Consider the following 17285-nt stretch of genomic DNA (forward strand, 5'->3'; position numbering starts at 1 on the left):
CTGCCAGGACTCGCCTGTGACCGTTTCGCCCCGCCACTGGACCCGCCCTCTCCTCGCTTCCCTCTGCATCGCCACCCTGCTTTCGGGCTGCGGCCTGTTCGGCAAAAAGCCCGAAGAAGCCAAGGCGCCGACTTATTCCAAGGCCGACTGGTCGGACCTACCGAAAACCGCCGACAACGACATCGTGGAGGGCTTCAACGCCTGGCGCTCGGCCTGCGCGGTGCGCCTGAAGAAGGATGAAATCTGGGCTGCCACCTGCACCCAGGCGCTGGGTGTGCCCGCCTCGCCGGCCGCGATCCGCCAGTTCATGCAGGACCACCTGCAGCCCTACCAGCTGCGTGCCGGCAGTGGCAGCGAGACCGGCCTGATCACCGGCTACTACGAACCGGTCTACCGCGGCAGCCTGGAGCGCAGCGCACAGCACGGCGTGCCGGTGTACGGCGTGCCGTCCGACCTGGTGGTGGTGGCGCTGGACAGCGTCTACCCCGAACTCAAGGGCAAGCGCCTGCGCGGCAAGCTCGACGGCAATACCGTCAAGCCTTACGCCGACGCCGCCGGCATCCGCCGCGATGGCGTCGATGCGCCAGTGCTGGCCTGGCTGGGCGACCCGATGGACCTGCAGTTCCTGCAGATCCAGGGCTCGGGCCGCGTGCAACTGGACTCCGGGCGCCAGCTGCGCCTGGGCTACGCCGAGCAGAACGGACGCCCCTACAAACCGGTGGGCCGCTGGCTGGTGGAGCAGGGCGAGCTGAGCAAGGACGAAGTGAGCATGCCGCGCATCCGCGACTGGGCCCGCGCCCACCCGCAGCGGGTCGACGAACTGCTGGCGAGCAACCCCAGCTACGTGTTCTTCAGCCAGCGCCCGGACAGCAACGAAGGCCCTCGCGGCTCGCTGAACGTGCCGCTGACCCCCGGCTACAGCGTGGCCATCGACCGCAAGGTGATCCCCCTGGGCAGCCTGATGTGGCTCTCCACCACCCGCCCCGACGGCGCGCCGGTGATACGCCCGGTGGCCGCCCAGGACACCGGCGGCGCCATCGTCGGCGAGGTACGCGCGGACCTGTTCTGGGGCACCGGCGATGCCGCCGGCGACCTGGCCGGGCACATGAAACAGGACGGCCAGCTATGGTTGCTCTGGCCCAAAGGCGCGAAGCTGCCGGGGGCGTCCTGATCACCGGAGTCTGCTTTCTATAGGCCAGTCTGGCCCTGGCGGAACTGCCCCGGCGTCATCCCGCTCCAGCGGCGGAAGGCCTTGGCGAATGCGCTCTCATCGGAGAAGCCGAGCTTTTCTGCGACTTCGGCCAGGCGCGGCGACTCACGCAGCAACTGCTCGGCCATGCCGTGCAACACCTGCTCGCGCAGCAGCTTGAAGCTGGTGCCTTCGTCGGCCAGTTTGCGGTTGAGATGACGGCCACTGAGCGCCAGTTGTTCGGCGACCCGTTCCTTGCCCCAGCGCGGCTGCTGGCGCAGCAGGTGCTGCACCTGGGCCGCCAGGCTCTGCGCGCCCAGGCGCTGGAGTTGTGCGTCGGCCAGCGCGCGCAGGTGCTCACGCATCAGGGCGTTGGCCTGGATCAGCGGCACGTCGAGGTCCGCCAGGGTAAAGCCCAGGGCGTTCTCCGCTGCGGCAAATTCAACGGGGCAACCCAGCGCCTGATCGTAACGGGAACGCTCCGCCCGCGCCCGGTGCCCCAGCGTCAGGCGCGCCGGGGTCACCCGCTCGCCAGTGATCCAGCGGGTCAGGTGCACCAGGCTGGCCAGTGCTGCTTCCACCCGCTCCTCCCGCCGCACCTCGTAGCTGGGCCGATAGAGCAGAAGCACCCCAGCGCCATCGCGCTCAAGCTGGAATTCGCTGCCCTCGGCGATGATCGGGTAGTACTCCAGCAAGGCCTCCAGCGCTTCGCCGAAATGCTCGCAACTCATCAGCAGCGCGCCGACCATGTCCAGGTGGCCGACCTGCAGGGCACTGCCCAGGCGCAGCCCCACCAAGGGGTCGTCGGAGGCCGCGCACAGGCCCTCCCAGATCCGGTCCTGCACGGCCAGCGGGATACGCGCTTCCACGGGCAGTTCGGTGGGCACCGGCAGGCCCAGACGCTGCGCGGCCTGGAGGATACCCTGGGCATAATGGACAGTGATCGAAGGGTTGTGGGGCATGGTCCCGAATTAACCGCGCGAAGTCTCGAAAGAGCCATTACCCAAGGGCAATGGTTCCCTATGCTTGCCAATTACAACGATAAATACAAACAAGAGTCGCCTTGCATGCACGCCAACAATGAAGCCGCGCCCCGAGCGCCGGCCACTACTTCGTCCGCCCCTGCTCGACAGGAGGCCGGCGATGCCTGACGTCCACCTCGAGTTCTCCGGCGGTTCGATGATCGCGCTGAACGCCATCATCGCCCTGATGATGTTCGGCGTATCGCTGGAACTGCGCCGCGACGACTTCACTCGCATCCTGCGCCAACCCAAGGCTCCGGTGATCGGCATGCTGGTGCAGTTCCTGCTGCTGCCCGCCGCCACCTGCCTGCTGACCATCGTTCTGCCTATCGATCCGGAACTGGCACTGGGCATGATCCTTGTCGCCACCTGCCCCAGCGGCACCTTCTCCAACATCATGACCTGGATGGCCCGCGGCAACGTCGCGGTGTCGGCCAGCGTCACCGCGGTATCCGGCCTCAGCGCCGGGATCTTCACGCCGCTGAACTTTGCCCTCTATGCCGGCCTCAACCCGGCCACCCGCGAGCGCCTCACGCAAATCCACCTCGACCCGGTGGAGCTGGTCGGCATGGTGCTGCTGGTGCTGATCCTGCCGATGCTCGCCGGCATGGCCCTGGGCCGGCAGAAGCCACAACTGGCGCGCAGGCTGGAGAAACCCCTGCGGCAGCTGTCGTTGCTGGTGATGCTCGGCTTCGTCGGCATGGCCTTCGCCAAGAACTTCCAGCAGTTCATCGGCTACTTCCACCTGTTCTTCTGGCTGGTGCTGCTGCTCAACGGCATGGCCCTGCTGCTCGGCTACACCTGCGCACGCCTGTGGAAGCTGCCGGACGCCGACGTGCGCGCCGTAACCCTGGAAAGCGGCATCCACAACTCGGCGCTGGGCATGGCGCTGATCCTCACCTTCTTCCCGCAGGCCGGCGGCATGCTGCTGATTGCGGCGTTCTGGGGCTGCTGGCAGTTGTTTTCCGGCCTCGTGCTGGCGCAGTGGTGGGCACGCCGCGAGCCGCGGGATGCGGCCCTCATCGCCGCCAGCGAGGGCAACCGGTGAACGCGCCCGCCATCGCCCTGGGCGGTTTCATCCTGCTGGCCTACACCCTGGAAGCCATCACCGGCTTCGGCAGCGTGGTAATCGCCCTCTCCCTCGGCGCGCTGCTGATGCCCATCGAGACGCTGCTGCCGATCCTGGTGCCGCTGAACATCGGCATGACCGGCTACCTGTGCTGGCGGCATCGGCGGCTGATCGACATGGGCCTGCTGCTACGCACCGTGCTGCCGGGCATGCTGGTGGGCATGCTGGTCGGCTACCTGCTGCTGCCGCACCTGGACCCGCAGCCGCTCAAGCGCGGCCTGGGCGTGCTGATCCTCTGGTTCGCCGGCCGTGAACTGTGGCGTCTGCGTGCCAGCGCACCGGAGCGCGGCCGTACGCCGAACTGGGTGGTGCGCCTGGCCACCGGAGCGGCGGGCGTCTGCCATGGCCTGTTCGCCTCGGGCGGGCCGCTGCTGGTCTACGCCCTGGCCACCCGCCCGCTGGACAAGACCCGCCTGCGCGCCACCCTGGTCTGCGTCTGGTTCACCCTGAACGGGCTGCTGACCATCGCCTTCCTCCTCGACGGCCGCCTGCGCCCGGCGCTGCCCCAGGTGCTCGCCTACGCGCCCTTGCTGCTGCTCGGCGTATGGCTGGGTGAGCGCCTGCACCACCGCTTCGAGGAACGCCACTTCCGTCTCGCCATCCACTGCCTGCTGCTGGTCAGCGGCGTCCTGCTGCTGTCGCCCTGGAGTTTCCTGTGAGCTACGACATCATCATCAAGAACGGCCTGTACTTCGACGGCAGCGATGCCCCCGGCAGCCTGCGCCACGTCGGCATCAAGGATGGCCGCATCGACACCCTGAGCCTCAGCCCGCTGGACGAACGCGGCTGCCCGGAAGTGATCGACGCCGCCGGCAAGTGGGTCACCCCCGGCTTCCTGGAAATCCACTCGCACTATGACGCCGAGGTGATCGCCGCGCCGGCGCTGAAGGAGTCGGTACGGCATGGCGTGACCACCGTGTCGGTGGGCTCCTGCTCCATCAGCATGGTGCTGGGCGAGGCGGAAGACTGCTCCGACCTGTTCACCCGTGTCGAAGCGGTGCCACGCGAGCAGGTGCTGCCGATCCTGCGCGAAAAGCGCACCTGGAAGGACGCCCATGGCTATCGTGCCTTCTACGAGCAGCAGCCGTTGGGGCCGAACCTGTGTTCGTTCCTCGGCCACTCCGAACTGCGCGTGGCGGTAATGGGCCTGGAGCGTGCCATCAGCGGCGCCAAGCCGACCGAAGCCGAACTGCAGCGTATGGAGGAATTGCTGGAACAGGCGCTGGATGCCGGCTGCTTCGGCCTGTCGGTGATGACGACACGGCTGGACAAGATGGACGGCGACCGCGCCTGGTCCAGCCCGCTACCCTCCACCTTCGCCAGCTGGAAGGAATTCTCCCGGCTGTTCGCCGTGCTGCGCCGGCGCAACGCGCTGATGCAGGGCGCGCCCAATGCGGTCACCAAGATCAACGTGTTCGCCTTCCTCTACCAGGCCCACGGCTGGTTCCGCCGCCCGCTCAAGTGCTCGATGCTCACGGCGCTGGACCTGAAATCCCAGCCTTTCATGCACCGCATCACCCGCGCCTCCGGCTGGGTCGCCAACCGCGTGCTGCGCGGCCGGTATCGCTGGCAGACCCTGCCCGCGCCCTTCGTGGTGCGCATCGAGGGGCTGAACATGAACGGCTTCGAGGAGTTCGGCGCGGGTGAAGTGCTGCGCGACATCAAGGAGCCGGACGAGCTCTACACGCGCATCCAGGACCCGGCCTTCCGCGAGCGCTTCAAGAAGGACATCAAGGCCACCCTCAGCCTCGGCCTTTGGCACCGCAACCTGTCCGACTGCTGGGTGCGCGAATGCCCGGACGCGTCGCTGGTCGGGCGCAACTTCGAGGACATCGGTCGCGAGCACGGCATGGATGCGGTGGACGCCTTCTTCGAGCTGGCCGGCCAGTACCGCAACGCGCTGAAATGGACCACCTGCTACGGCAACCACCGCCCGCAGATCATGCGCAAGCTGCTGGCCAGCCCCTGGACCCAGCCGGGCTTCGCCGATTCCGGCGCGCACCTGGCCTCCCACGCGCAGTACAACTTCCCGCTGCGCTTCCTCAAGTACGTGCGCGACGCCGAGCTGGCCGGCGAAGGCTTCATGGAGACCGGCCGCGCGGTGCACCGGCTGACCGGGGAACTGGCGGATTTCGCCGGAATCGACGCGGGTTACATCCGCGTGGGCGACCGCGCGGATCTGGTAGTGGTCAATCCCGCCGGCCTGACCGATGAGCTGGACGAGGTCAGCGAGGCGCCCATGGAAGGCCTTGGCCTGACGCGGCTGGTGAAGCGCAATGACGCTGCGGTGGACGCTACGCTGATCAATGGGCGTGTGGCCTATCGGCGCGAAAACGGCTTCCCGGAAGCGCTGGGCAAGGAGCGTGGTTTCGGGTGCTTCCTGCCGGGGCGGGATGTACTGAGCCGGCCGCAGGAGGTTTCGGCAGGAGCGCCGGAATTCAGCCGATAGTGTCGGCGTGTTCGGTGGTTCGCGAGCAAGCTCGCTCCTACAAAGAGCGCGCATGCTCTGCCTGTAGGAGCGAGCTTGCTTGCGAACCTGATCGACGCCAGCCATGCCAGCGTTCAACGCAATACCACGCGGCCGGTCGAGATTGACGCCCCGGCGCGCACTCACTAGAGTGCGCGCTTTCCTACGATCTCCGCTGTACCCGTACCATGTCCCCGATTCACCGTTGCGCCGACCCATTCTTCGCCCTGCTGCGAGAGCCCCCGCGCGTACGCAAAGTTGATACCGTGCTGCGCCGTCGCCGCAGTGTGCTGTTCGCCTTCACCTTCTCCCCTCCCGCCGGCTTCTGAGCCGGACGCCGCGCGCTTTCGCGCAGGCTTTTCCGCATTCCGATTCCGCTCACCGGCACCGGCCGGCGGGCTCGTTCGCATGTGTTGGCCCCGCCGCTGGAACGCCGGGGCCGGAGAAGGTTTCCATGAACAATCCATCCCTGAACAAGCCGCTGCTGGCGGTGCTGCTGTTCGCCGTCTCCATCGTCGGCCTGAGCCTGGGCGCCACCCTGCCGCTGGTGGCGCTGCGCCTGCTGGACGAGGGCGCCAGCGCGCTGCAGATCGGCATTCTTTCGGCCGTGCCGGCGGCCGGCATGATCCTCGCCGCCACCCTGGTCGACCGCCTCTGCCAGCGGATGAGCCGGCGCCGCCTGTACCTGCTGTGCTTCGTGCTCTGCACCGCGAGCACTGCCGCCATCGAGTTCAGCGGCCACTCGCTGTGGCTGCTGGGCGCCGCACGCCTGGCCCTGGGCGTCGGCATGGGCATCGCGATCATCCTTGGCGAAGCCTGGGTCAACGAGCTGTGCGGCGAGAACAATCGCGGCACCATAGTCGCGCTGTACGCCACCAGCTTCACCGCCTTCCAGTTGCTCGGCCCGACGCTGGTGGCGGTGCTCGGCGCGCAGACGCCCTGGGTGGTGCTGCTGGTCAGCGCAGGACACCTGATCGCGCTCGCCACCGTGGCCTCGGCGATGCCCGAGGAAGGCATCCACGAGCACGTCGAGGAGCCGCGTAGTTTCTCCCTTGCCGGCTTCCTGCGGGTGGCGCCGGCGTTGTGCATGGGCGTGCTGTTCTTCTCCTTCTTCGACAGCGTGGTGCTGTCGCTCTTCCCGGTCTACGCCTCCAGCCACGGCTACGCGGTGGGCATCGCCGCCTTCATGGCCACGGTGATCCTGCTCGGCGACATGATCTGCCAGTTGCCGCTGGGCTGGCTCTCCGACCGCCTGGATCGTCCCACCCTGCACCTGGCCTGCGGAGTGGCCGCCACGCTGATCGGCCTCGCCCTGCCCTGGCTGATCACCCAGCCTTCGTTGCTGTGGCCGGCGCTGATGCTGCTGGGCGCAGTGGCCGGCGGTGTCTACACCCTGGCCCTGGTGCTGATCGGCCAGCGTTTCCGTGGCCGCGACCTGGTCACCGCCAACGCCGCCGCCGGCATGCTCTGGGGCGTCGGCAGCCTGCTCGGCCCGCTGCTCAGCGGCAGCCTGATGGACCTCGGTCCGCAAGGCGTCCCGGTGGCTCTGGCGCTGGCGGCCGGGCTGTTCGTGGCCACCGCGGCGGCCTCGCTGCGGCGCACGGCGGCGCGGCACGCCTGACGGCAGGGCTTCCCTCAGGCCTGCGGCAACACAGGCAAAATGGCAAGATTTGTGCGATGACTGGCATTGCAGCCAAGGTCAGCCACCGCCACACTCGTTCCATTACCTGAACGAGGCCCAGCATGGAATCGACGCGCCAGATCGCTTGCCTGATCTACCCCGAGGTCATGAGCCTGGACGTCACCGGGCCGCTGCAAGTGTTCGCCTCCGCCAATGTCGAGCGGCAGCGCCAGGGCCTGGCGCCCGCCTACGAATTGCTGGTGCTGGGCGAACAGCCCGGTCCCGTGGCGACCTCCGCCGGGCTGCGCATCTGCGCTGATGTGGCGTGGCGCGAGGTCGATCCCTCTACCCTCGATACCCTGCTGGTGCCCGGTGGACTTGGCGTGGAGGCCCAGTGCCGGAACACCGACCTGCTGCATTGGCTGGCTGCTGCCGAACCTCGGGTGCGCCGGCTCGGTTCGGTGTGCTCGGGCGCGCTGATCCTCGCCGCCGCCGGTGTGCTCGACGGGCGTCCAGCCACCACCCACTGGGCCGACGTCGATACGCTGTGTGCAGGCTTCCCCGAAGTCCTGGTCCAGGGCGACCGCCTGCACACCTACGATCCGCAGCGGCGCGACGGTGACGATCACGTCTTCACCTCCGCCGGTGTTACCGCCGGCATCGACCTCGCCCTGGCGCTGGTGGAAGCCGACCTTGGCCGTGCCCTGGCGCTGGCGGTGGCGCGGCGGCTGGTGATGTTCCTCAAGCGTCCCGGCGGGCAGGCGCAGTTCAGCCACTGGCTGACCCCGGAGCCGAGCCGCACGCCACGCCTGGCGGCGCTGCTGGAGTGGATTCCGGCCAACCTCGGAGCCGACCTGTCACTGGAAGCCCTGGCCGAACAGGCCTGCATGAGCCCGCGCACGCTGTCGCGGGTGTTCATCAACGAACTGGGCATCGGCCCCGGCCGTTACGTCGAACGGGTACGCCTGGAAGCGGCGCGCGCGCTGCTGCAGGACGCCCAGGCGTCGATCAGTACGGTGTCGCGACTCTGTGGTTTCGGCCATCCGGAGAACCTCCGCCGCACCTTCCACAAGCACCTGGCGATCAGCCCCCAGGAATACGCCGAGCGCTTCGGCCAACTGCACTGACTCCAACCCCTGCAAAGGACTTTGCCATGCTCGAACTTCGCCCCAGCTGCGAATGCTGTGACCGCGATCTGCCCGGCGACAGCGCCGATGCACGGATCTGCAGCTTCGAATGCACCTTCTGCACCGACTGCGCCGAGCAGGTGCTGCACGGCCGCTGCCCGAACTGCGGCGGCGAACTGGTGCCGCGCCCACGCCGCCCGGTGGAGAAACTAGCGGCCAATCCGGCGTCCACCCAGCGGGTGCTCAAGCCCGCTGGCTGCCAGGGCTGAGGGCGCGCCATGCTGCTGCGCATCCCGGCGATCCGCCTGCTGTTCGCCAGCCAGGCGCTGTACTGGTCCTGCTCGCTGATCGGCATCACCCTCACCTCGCTGGTCGGCGCCCAGCTCACGCCGCTCAACAGCCTGGCCACCCTGCCCCTGGCGATCCTGGTGCTGGGCAACCTGCTGGCGGTGCAACCGCTGTCGCTGTTCATGCAACGCCATGGCCGTCGTCGCGGCCTCCTGCTGGGAGCTGCCTGCGGCGTGCTCGGTGGGCTGCTTTGTGCGCTGGGCGTCTGGCTGGCGGACTTCCTGCTGTTCTGCCTCGGCGCGCTGCCGATTGGTGCTTATCAGGCGTCGGCCATGTATTACCGCTTCGCCGCGCTGGAAGCGGTGGACGAGACGCACAAGGGCCGCGCCACGGCCTATGTGATCGGCGGCGGCGTGCTGGCCGCGCTGCTCGCGCCGAGTCTGGCGCTGTGGTCACGCAATGCGCTGCCGGCGCCCTTCGTGGGCTCCTACCTGGCGATTGCCGGGCTGGCGTTGCTGGCCATCACCGTGCTCAGCCGCTTGCCGGAAGGCGCAGCGCCCGCACCGTCCACCGGAGGCTGGAAGGTGATGCGCGAGCTACTGTCGCGACCGGCGATCCGCGCGGCCATGGCCTGTACCGCCGCCGGCCACGGGCTGATGATCCTGATCATGAACGCCACGCCACTGGCCATGAGCTTCTGCGGATTGCCGCTGGAACGCTCGGTCAGCGTGATCCAGTGGCACGTGCTGGGCATGTTCCTCCCCGCCTTCGTCGCCGGCCCGTTGGTGGATCGGCTTGGCGGGCGCCGCGTGGCCTGGCTGGGCATGGCGCTGCTGGCAGTGAGCGCGGCGGTGGCCCTGAGCGGGCAGTCGGTGGCGCAGTTCCTGGTCAGCTCGCTGCTGTTGGGCATGGGGTGGAACCTGATGCTGATCGCCGGCACCACCCTGCTCGCCTTCGGCCATTCCCCCCAGGAGCGCGGCCACGCGCAGGGCCTGATGGAGCTGGGCAACGGCAGCCTGGCGGCGCTGATGTCCTTCAGTTCCGGCGCGCTGATCACCAGCATCGGCTGGAACGCGGTGAACCTGCTGGTGTGGCCGGTGCTGCTGGTGGCGCTGGTGATGCTCTGGTCGGGGCGCAAGGCGTTGGCGGTCAACCTGTGAGCACGGTACGGCCGGGTGGATTTCGCGGATAAGATCCGGCCGCCAGGCCGCCCCCGAGCGCCCAAACGAAAAAGGCGACCCGAAGGTCGCCTTTTCGCTGCTCGATCGCCGACTCAGTAGTAGGCGTTCTCGCGGTTGCTGTGATCGGTGACGTCACGCACGCCCTTCAGCTCCGGAATGCGCTCGATCAGAGTCTTCTCGACACCGTCCTTCAGCGTCATCTCGACCGCGCCGCAGCCCTGGCAACCACCGCCGAAACGCAGCACGGCGATGTTGTCCTCGACCACGTCCACCAGGCTCACCTGGCCGCCGTGGCTGGCCAGCCCTGGGTTGATCTCGGTCTGCAGGTAGTAGTTGATGCGCTCGGTGAGCGGGCTGTCCTCGTTGACCATCGGCACCTTGGCGTTGGGCGCTTTGATGGTCAGCTGGCCGCCCATGCGGTCGGTGGCGTAATCGACGATGGCGTCTTCCAGGAAGGGCTCGCTGATGGCATCGATGTAGGCGGTGAAGTCCTTCAGGCCGACCGGGGTGTCTTCCGGCTTCTGCTCACCCGGCTTGCAGTAGGCGATGCAGGTTTCGGCGTAGGTGGTTCCCGGCTGGGTGATGAAGATGCGAATGCCGATGCCGGGGGTGTCCTGCTTGGACAGCAGTTCGGCCAGGTAATCCTGTGCGGCTTCGGTGATGGTAATAGCGCTCATGGCAACTCCTCGCAAACGTGGCGCCAGTTTACGCCATTCGGGGGTGAGGTAGAAAGCCCTACTGATTTAGTAGGAATAATTCGCAGCTGGGACAGTGCGCCTTTGTAGGAGCGAGCTTGCTCGCGAACCAGACTCCGCTGCGAAGCCGTTCGCGAGCAAGCTCGCTCCTACAAGGGATGGCGTCACAGGTTCTCGTAGCGGTTCATGTCGAGAATCCCCGCCTCCACCGGCTCAGTCTCGCGAATGTAGGCGTCCAGGTCGTGGAAGTAGAACCAGAACTGCGGATGGCTGCGGCGGATGCCCCAGCGGTCCACGACCTTGTCGAATCCGGCCTGGTCCCTGACCTGCTCCAGCGCACTGACGAAATCCCCCACGTCGCCCGACTTCAGGTCGAACATGAAGTTCGGGTAGCTGGAGAGCACGCCCGGGTAGATGGTCAGGGTGTCCAGCCCCGGCTGGTAGCGCAGCGACTCGCCCGCGATGAAGGCGACGTTGCTGTGGGCGCGGTTGCGCAGCACGGTGTAGATCTCGCGCTGACCATCGGGCAGTTCTACCCGCAGCATGGTCGCCTCGGGGAAATAGTCGATCACCGGGAGCCCCGCCGCCGGACGGCTGACCAGACGGCTGAAGGCCTGCTCGGCGTCCTGCAGCGGCGCGGCGACATTGTTGCGGTAGCAGGCGCCGTCCTCGCACATGTTGATAGGGTCGGGCCGCGCGTTGAGTGCCACGTATCGCTTGAGCAGTTGCTGGGCGAAGGCGTTCTTGGCGCCCTTTTCCGGCAGGAACAGCCCGGTCGGCGCGTCGCTGTCGTTGCTGTAGTAGTCGGCCCACATCTTGAGCCTGCCGCTGTTCTGGTACCAGTCGTCCAGCAGCGGCTTGCGCGCGGCCACCGGCATCAGGCGCAGGAAGTTCTGCTCGGCGCCGTTGCGGATCAGGTCGAAGTACAGCCGCGTCTGCGCCTGGTGCGCGACGTTGCCGTAGACGTCGAAGTTGACCACCAGCCCGTAGTAGGTGCGCTCGAACAACGGGTAGTCCAGCCACCAGATGGTCTGCGGAATGCCACCGATCAGGCCCTTGCGCACCGAAGCGCTGTCGTACTGGCGGAAGATGCTCAGCACGGCGTTGTCATTGCCGGCCCAGATATCGGCCCAGGTCGGCGCCGGCGAATCGTCATAGACGTCCTGGCGCAGCTCCTCGTAGGCGTTGCGCTTGTCGCGATAGGCACGCCATTGCGACAGCATCGCGCCCATCTCGTCGATCTGTCCCGGCAGCGCCAGCAGCGGCGAGGCCTGGGCGCGGAAATCCGGATCGGTGACGTAGAGGTCGTGCTGCGGGTCCTGGAACAGCGCCCAGAAGTTGTCGCGGATCACGTCGGTGGCGATCTGCCCACGGCACACCGGCCCACGGATGAAGGTCCGGACGAAGTACTCGGCGTTGTCCAGCATGAACTGGTAGCGCGCCTGCGGCGGGATCGCGGCGAATGTCTCAAACGGATTGGCGCGGTGCTGCAGGCCGTATCCCGGCACCCTGTCGGTGTCCCAATCGCTGCCATAGAACAGCTCCTGGGTGCGCGCCAGCTTGGCGGGATTGAGTGGGTAGGTGATGTGCGTCTTGTGCACGATCACACCCTGGATCGGCCAGAGGCGGTAGTAGAAGTTGTTACCCGGATCGTCGTTCGGCCGACGGGTGGCGATCGGATCGATCGGCTGGCCACTGGGCGTGCGCGAGCGCACCAGCTGGAAGAAATGTCCGTCCTGGCCGTTCTCGGTGAAGTACAGGTGGGCCAGGAACAGGTGCTCGTAGAGCCAGCGCGAGACCAGACTCTGGCGCGCGCCCGGCTGGTTCAGGAAGCGCTCCCAGTCGGCGATCTGCCCCGTCTCAGCGGGGCTCGGCTGCCAGGCCTGTTCGTCCACCGGCGCGCCCTGGGCCAGCCAGGTCTTGATGGTCGAGAGCTGCTTGTCGGTCAGGCCGGTGACGGCGAACGGCATGCCGCTGCGCGGGTTCTTGCGCACGAAGTCGTCGATGCTGTCGGGGGTCGGGCACTGGTTGGTGCGGTTGATCGAGAGGTCCAGCCCGTCGGGAATCTTCGCGTTGGGCACCAGCGGGTGCGCATGGCCCAGGTCGATCATCCGCGCCATCAATGCGGCCTGGTCGCCACGGCCATCGAGCACGGACCAGAAGTCCTTGCGCCGCCAGGCATCCGCGCCGTGGGCATCGAGGAACAAGCGGGTGGTGTCCTGCGCCTTCGTCCGCGCGCCATCGTACACCGGCAGCTTGTTGGCGCCGCGCTGGGCGCCTTCGGCAGCGCTCAGGTTGAGCTGGCACGGCGAGTCATAGCAGGCGTGGCAGGCCACGCACTTCTCGGTGAAGATCGGCTGGATGTCCTTGGTGTAGGACAGGCCCGCGGCCTGGGAAAACGCTGAAAGCATCAGGGATGCGATGAACAACGTGAAGCGTGCTCGCCGGGACATGTAGGGCTCCAGACCTTCGGAATGGGCGGATTCTAGCGGGAACGCCGCCGCGGCGCTGCCTATCCGAAGGCAGAACATGAGCAATTTTCATGTAAATCTCCGCAAGCTCAAATTTTCTACAGCTTTGTTATCATCAGCGACCCATTGTCACGCCTCCTTTCTAGGTACCTCCGATGTCCGATCGCGCCGCTCGCCTGCAAGCCCTCCAGCAAGCCCTCAAGGAGCGCATCCTGATCCTCGACGGCGGCATGGGCACCATGATCCAGAGCTACAAGCTGCAGGAAGAGGATTACCGTGGCACCCGCTTCGCCGACTGGCCGAGCGACGTGAAGGGCAACAACGACCTGCTGCTGCTCAGCCGCCCGGACGTGATCCAGGCCATCGAGAAGGCCTACCTGGACGCCGGCGCGGACATCCTCGAGACCAACACCTTCAACGCCACCCGCGTCTCCCAGGCCGACTACGGCATGGAGGAGCTGGCCTACGAGATGAACGTCGAGGGCGCACGCGTGGCCCGCCAGGTCGCCGACGCCAAGACCGCCGAGAACCCGGCCAAGCCGCGTTTCGTTGCCGGCGTACTCGGCCCAACCAGTCGAACCTGCTCCATCTCCCCGGACGTCAACGACCCTGGTTTCCGCAACGTCACCTTCGACGAACTGGTGGAGAACTACAGCGAAGCCACCCGTGGCCTGATCGAGGGCGGCGCCGACCTGATCCTGATCGAGACCATCTTCGATACCCTGAACGCCAAGGCCGCGATCTTCGCCGTGCAGGGCGTCTATGAAGAACTGGGCGTCGAGCTGCCGATCATGATCTCCGGCACCATCACCGACGCCTCCGGCCGCACCCTGTCCGGCCAGACCACCGAAGCCTTCTGGAACTCGGTGCGCCACGCCAACCCGATCTCCGTCGGCCTGAACTGCGCCCTGGGCGCGAAAGAGCTGCGCCCCTACCTGGAAGAGCTGGCGACCAAGGCCGGGACCCACGTCTCCGCCCACCCCAACGCCGGCCTGCCCAACGCCTTCGGCGAATACGACGAGTCCCCGGCGCAGATGGCCGAAGTGGTCGAAGAGTTCGCCGCCTCCGGCTTCCTCAACATCATCGGCGGTTGCTGCGGTACCACCCCGCCGCACATCGAGGCCATCGCCAAGGCCGTGGCCAAGTATGCGCCGCGCGTGATCCCCGAGATTCCGCGCGCCTGCCGCCTGTCCGGCCTGGAACCCTTCACCATCGACCGCAGTTCGCTGTTCGTGAACGTCGGCGAGCGCACCAACATCACCGGCTCCGCCAAGTTCGCCCGGCTGATCCGTGAAGAGAACTACGCCGAAGCGCTGGAAGTGGCGCAGCAGCAGGTGGAAGCCGGCGCCCAGGTGATCGACATCAACATGGACGAAGGCATGCTGGATTCGAAGGCGGCCATGGTCACCTTCCTCAACCTGATCGCCTCCGAGCCGGACATCTCCCGCGTGCCGATCATGATCGACTCCTCCAAGTGGGAAGTGATCGAAGCGGGCCTGAAATGCATCCAGGGCAAGGGCATCGTCAACTCCATCTCCATGAAGGAAGGCGTCGAGCAATTCAAGCACCACGCCCGCCTGTGCAAGCGCTACGGTGCCGCCGTGGTGGTGATGGCCTTCGACGAAGCCGGCCAGGCCGACACCCAGGCGCGCAAGGAAGAAATCTGCCAGCGCTCCTACGACATCCTGGTCAACGAAGTGGGCTTCCCGCCGGAAGACATCATCTTCGACCCGAACATCTTCGCGGTCGCCACCGGCATCGAGGAGCACAACAACTACGCGGTCGACTTCATCAACGCCTGCGCCTACATCCGCGACAACCTCCCCTACGCGCTGAGCTCGGGCGGTGTGTCCAACGTGTCCTTCTCGTTCCGCGGCAACAACCCGGTGCGCGAGGCGATCCACTCGGTGTTCCTCTACTACGCGATCCAGAACGGCCTGACCATGGGCATCGTCAACGCCGGCCAGCTGGAGATCTACGACGAGATCCCGCAGGAGCTGCGCGACAAGGTCGAGGACGTGGTGCTCAACCGCAGCCCGGATGCTACCGAGGCACTGCTGGCCATCGCCGACAACTACAAGGGCGGCGGTGCTACCAAGGAAGTGGAAGACGAGGAATGGCGCAGCCATAGCGTCGAGAAGCGTCTGGAGCACGCGCTGGTCAAAGGCATCACCACTTACATCGTCGAAGACACCGAGGAATGCCGGCAGAAGTGCGCGCGCCCCATCGAGGTCATCGAAGGCCCGCTGATGTCCGGCATGAACGTGGTCGGCGACCTGTTCGGCGCCGGCAAGATGTTCCTCCCGCAGGTGGTGAAATCCGCCCGCGTGATGAAGCAGGCCGTAGCCCACCTGATCCCCTTCATCGAAGCGGAGAAAGGCGACAAGCCCGAGGCCAAGGGCAAGATCCTCATGGCCACGGTGAAGGGCGACGTGCACGACATCGGCAAGAACATCGTCGGCGTGGTGCTGGGCTGCAACGGCTACGACATCGTCGACCTGGGCGTGATGGTCCCGGCCGAGAAGATCCTGCAGACCGCCCGCGAGCAGAAGTGCGACATCATCGGCCTGTCCGGCCTGATCACCCCGTCGCTGGACGAGATGGTCCACGTCGCCAAGGAAATGCAGCGGCAGAACTTCAGCTTGCCTTTGCTGATCGGCGGTGCCACTACCTCCAAGGCGCACACCGCGGTGAAGATCGACCCGCAGTACAGCAACGACGCGGTGGTCTATGTCACCGACGCCTCCCGCGCGGTGGGCGTGGCGACCACCCTGCTGTCCAAGGAAATGAAGCCCGAGTATGCCCGCAAGCTGCGCGAGGAATACGCGGAAGTGCGCGAGCGCACTGCCAACCGCAGCGCGCGTACCGAGCGCCTGAGTTACGAACAGGCCATCGCCGCCAAGCCGCAGTTCGACTGGGCCGGCTACCAGCCGCCGGTGCCGAGCTTCACCGGCGTGAAGGTGCTGGATGACATCGACCTCAACGTGCTGGCCGAGTACATCGACTGGACGCCCTTCTTCATCTCCTGGGACCTGGCCGGCAAGTACCCGCGCATCCTCACCGACGAAGTCGTGGGCGAAGCAGCCACCAGCCTGTTCAACGACGCCCAGGCCATGCTGAAGAAGCTGATCGACGAGAAGCTGATCAAGTCCCGCGCAGTGCTGGGCTTCTGGCCGGCCAACCAGGTGCACCATGACGACCTGGAAGTCTACGGCGACGACGGCCACAAGCTGGCCACCCTGCACCACCTGCGCCAGCAGACCATCAAGCCCGACGGCAAGCCGAACTTCAGCCTGGCCGACTTCGTTGCGCCGAAGGAAAGCGGCGTGAAGGACTATGTCGGCGGTTTCATCACCACCGCCGGCATCGGCGCCGAGGAAGTGGCCAAGGCCTACGAGGCCAAGGGCGACGACTACAGCGCGATCATGGTCAAGGCCCTCGCCGACCGTCTCGCCGAAGCCTGCGCCGAGTGGCTGCACGAGCGCGTGCGCAAGGAATACTGGGGCTACCAGCCGGACGAGCACCTCAGCAACGAGGCGCTGATCAAGGAACAGTACGTCGGCATCCGCCCGGCGCCCGGCTACCCGGCCTGCCCGGACCACACCGAGAAAGGCACGCTGTTCAAGCTGCTCGACCCGAAGGGCCTGTCCGGTGTGACCCTGACCGAGCACTTCGCCATGTTCCCCGCCGCCGCCGTCAGCGGCTGGTACTTCGCCCACCCACAGGCGCAGTACTTCGCCGTGGGCAAGGTCGACAAGGACCAGATCGAACGCTACAGCGCGCGCAAGAACCAGGAAGTCAGCACCAGCGAGCGCTGGCTGTCGCCGAACCTGGGGTACGACAACTAAGACGCACACTCCACAATGCAAGGGGCACGTGTCGGGATACCAGACATCCTGCCGTGCAACCCTTGCTGCGTTGATGCACAACTGAATCGGCCCTTCCTGCGAACGAGAGCCACGCTCGCATTCTCCCGCCAAACTCCGCAGCTCCCCTCATCGCCTACCTACCCTCGCCCCAGCCCCCTCGCACCAGCTATCTGCCCAGCATCGAGCAGTCCTGATGGACTCGCTGGCATCAGTCCATTCTGAAAAG

13 protein-coding genes are annotated in these 17285 nt (G+C 66.6%); 10 read left to right on the top strand and 3 right to left on the bottom strand.

Features of this window, described 5'->3' with window-relative positions:
* Positions 1 to 16: 16 nt before the first annotated feature.
* Positions 17 to 1171 carry a murein transglycosylase A gene (locus O6P39_RS16420; protein ID WP_275607563.1) on the top strand — a complete coding sequence of 385 codons (1155 nt, stop codon included), beginning with the start codon at positions 17 to 19 and terminating at the stop codon, positions 1169 to 1171.
* Between the two features lie 17 nt (positions 1172 to 1188).
* On the opposite strand, the gene O6P39_RS16425 is transcribed toward O6P39_RS16420, so the two are convergent.
* Positions 1189 to 2151 (bottom strand): AraC family transcriptional regulator, encoded by a 963-nt coding sequence (locus tag O6P39_RS16425; RefSeq protein ID WP_275607564.1) that lies wholly within the window; start codon positions 2149 to 2151, stop codon positions 1189 to 1191.
* A gap of 181 nt (positions 2152 to 2332) precedes the next feature.
* Here O6P39_RS16425 and O6P39_RS16430 point away from each other — a divergent pair, with 181 nt between their 5' ends.
* From O6P39_RS16430 to O6P39_RS16465, 8 genes are all read left to right on the top strand, one after another.
* A complete protein-coding gene (locus O6P39_RS16430) occupies positions 2333 to 3259 on the top strand; it encodes a bile acid:sodium symporter family protein (RefSeq protein WP_275607565.1) in 927 nt (308 codons plus the stop codon).
* The gene (locus O6P39_RS16435) at positions 3256 to 3999 is read left to right on the top strand and encodes a sulfite exporter TauE/SafE family protein (protein WP_275607566.1); all 744 of its coding nucleotides are present in this window, start codon (positions 3256 to 3258) and stop codon (positions 3997 to 3999) included. Before O6P39_RS16430 ends, O6P39_RS16435 begins: the two co-directional genes overlap by 4 nt.
* Positions 3996 to 5789: an amidohydrolase family protein gene (locus tag O6P39_RS16440; protein ID WP_275607567.1), complete on the top strand. Its 1794-nt coding sequence runs from the start codon at positions 3996 to 3998 to the stop codon at positions 5787 to 5789. Before O6P39_RS16435 ends, O6P39_RS16440 begins: the two co-directional genes overlap by 4 nt.
* Positions 5790 to 5995: 206 nt before the next feature.
* Complete coding sequence (locus O6P39_RS16445; RefSeq protein WP_275607568.1) at positions 5996 to 6136, top strand: hypothetical protein; 141 nt, start codon at positions 5996 to 5998, stop codon at positions 6134 to 6136.
* 140 nt (positions 6137 to 6276) lie between these two features.
* On the top strand, positions 6277 to 7428 hold the full coding sequence (locus tag O6P39_RS16450) for an MFS transporter (protein WP_275611966.1): 1152 nt from the start codon (positions 6277 to 6279) through the stop codon (positions 7426 to 7428).
* 122 nt (positions 7429 to 7550) lie between these two features.
* Positions 7551 to 8555 carry a GlxA family transcriptional regulator gene (locus O6P39_RS16455; RefSeq protein WP_275607569.1) on the top strand — a complete coding sequence of 335 codons (1005 nt, stop codon included), beginning with the start codon at positions 7551 to 7553 and terminating at the stop codon, positions 8553 to 8555.
* A gap of 26 nt (positions 8556 to 8581) precedes the next feature.
* A complete protein-coding gene (locus O6P39_RS16460; RefSeq protein WP_275607570.1) occupies positions 8582 to 8824 on the top strand; it encodes a DUF1272 domain-containing protein in 243 nt (80 codons plus the stop codon).
* Positions 8825 to 8833: 9 nt separating this feature from the next.
* A complete protein-coding gene (locus tag O6P39_RS16465) occupies positions 8834 to 10003 on the top strand; it encodes an MFS transporter (protein ID WP_275607571.1) in 1170 nt (389 codons plus the stop codon).
* 113 nt (positions 10004 to 10116) lie between these two features.
* On the opposite strand, the gene nfuA is transcribed toward O6P39_RS16465, so the two are convergent.
* Together nfuA and O6P39_RS16475 are read right to left on the bottom strand one after the other, a co-directional pair.
* Entirely contained in the window at positions 10117 to 10701 is a 585-nt protein-coding gene (nfuA, locus tag O6P39_RS16470; RefSeq protein ID WP_207885623.1) for a Fe-S biogenesis protein NfuA, read from the bottom strand.
* Positions 10702 to 10883: 182 nt separating this feature from the next.
* Positions 10884 to 13130 (bottom strand): fatty acid cis/trans isomerase, encoded by a 2247-nt coding sequence (locus O6P39_RS16475; RefSeq protein ID WP_275611967.1) that lies wholly within the window; start codon positions 13128 to 13130, stop codon positions 10884 to 10886.
* A gap of 215 nt (positions 13131 to 13345) precedes the next feature.
* On the opposite strand from O6P39_RS16475, the gene metH reads away from it, so the two are divergent.
* Positions 13346 to 17038 (top strand): methionine synthase, encoded by a 3693-nt coding sequence (metH, locus tag O6P39_RS16480; protein ID WP_275607572.1) that lies wholly within the window; start codon positions 13346 to 13348, stop codon positions 17036 to 17038.
* Positions 17039 to 17285: the final 247 nt, after the last annotated feature.

Source organism: Pseudomonas sp. PSE14 (assembly GCF_029203285.1).
Lineage (GTDB): Bacteria > Pseudomonadota > Gammaproteobacteria > Pseudomonadales > Pseudomonadaceae > Pseudomonas.

Bases quoted from the DNA above. Each gene is read 5' to 3' on its own strand.
- O6P39_RS16475 (WP_275611967.1), bottom strand. From the start codon at position 13,130: ATGCTTTCAGCGTTTTCCCAGGCCGCGGGCCTGTCCTACACCAAGGAC.
- O6P39_RS16430 (WP_275607565.1), top strand. From the start codon at position 2,333: ATGCCTGACGTCCACCTCGAGTTCTCCGGCGGTTCGATGATCGCGCTG.
- O6P39_RS16445 (WP_275607568.1), top strand. From the start codon at position 5,996: ATGTCCCCGATTCACCGTTGCGCCGACCCATTCTTCGCCCTGCTGCGA.
- O6P39_RS16465 (WP_275607571.1), top strand. From the start codon at position 8,834: ATGCTGCTGCGCATCCCGGCGATCCGCCTGCTGTTCGCCAGCCAGGCG.
- O6P39_RS16425 (WP_275607564.1), bottom strand. From the start codon at position 2,151: ATGCCCCACAACCCTTCGATCACTGTCCATTATGCCCAGGGTATCCTC.
- nfuA (WP_207885623.1), bottom strand. From the start codon at position 10,701: ATGAGCGCTATTACCATCACCGAAGCCGCACAGGATTACCTGGCCGAA.
- metH (WP_275607572.1), top strand. From the start codon at position 13,346: ATGTCCGATCGCGCCGCTCGCCTGCAAGCCCTCCAGCAAGCCCTCAAG.
- O6P39_RS16455 (WP_275607569.1), top strand. From the start codon at position 7,551: ATGGAATCGACGCGCCAGATCGCTTGCCTGATCTACCCCGAGGTCATG.
- O6P39_RS16460 (WP_275607570.1), top strand. From the start codon at position 8,582: ATGCTCGAACTTCGCCCCAGCTGCGAATGCTGTGACCGCGATCTGCCC.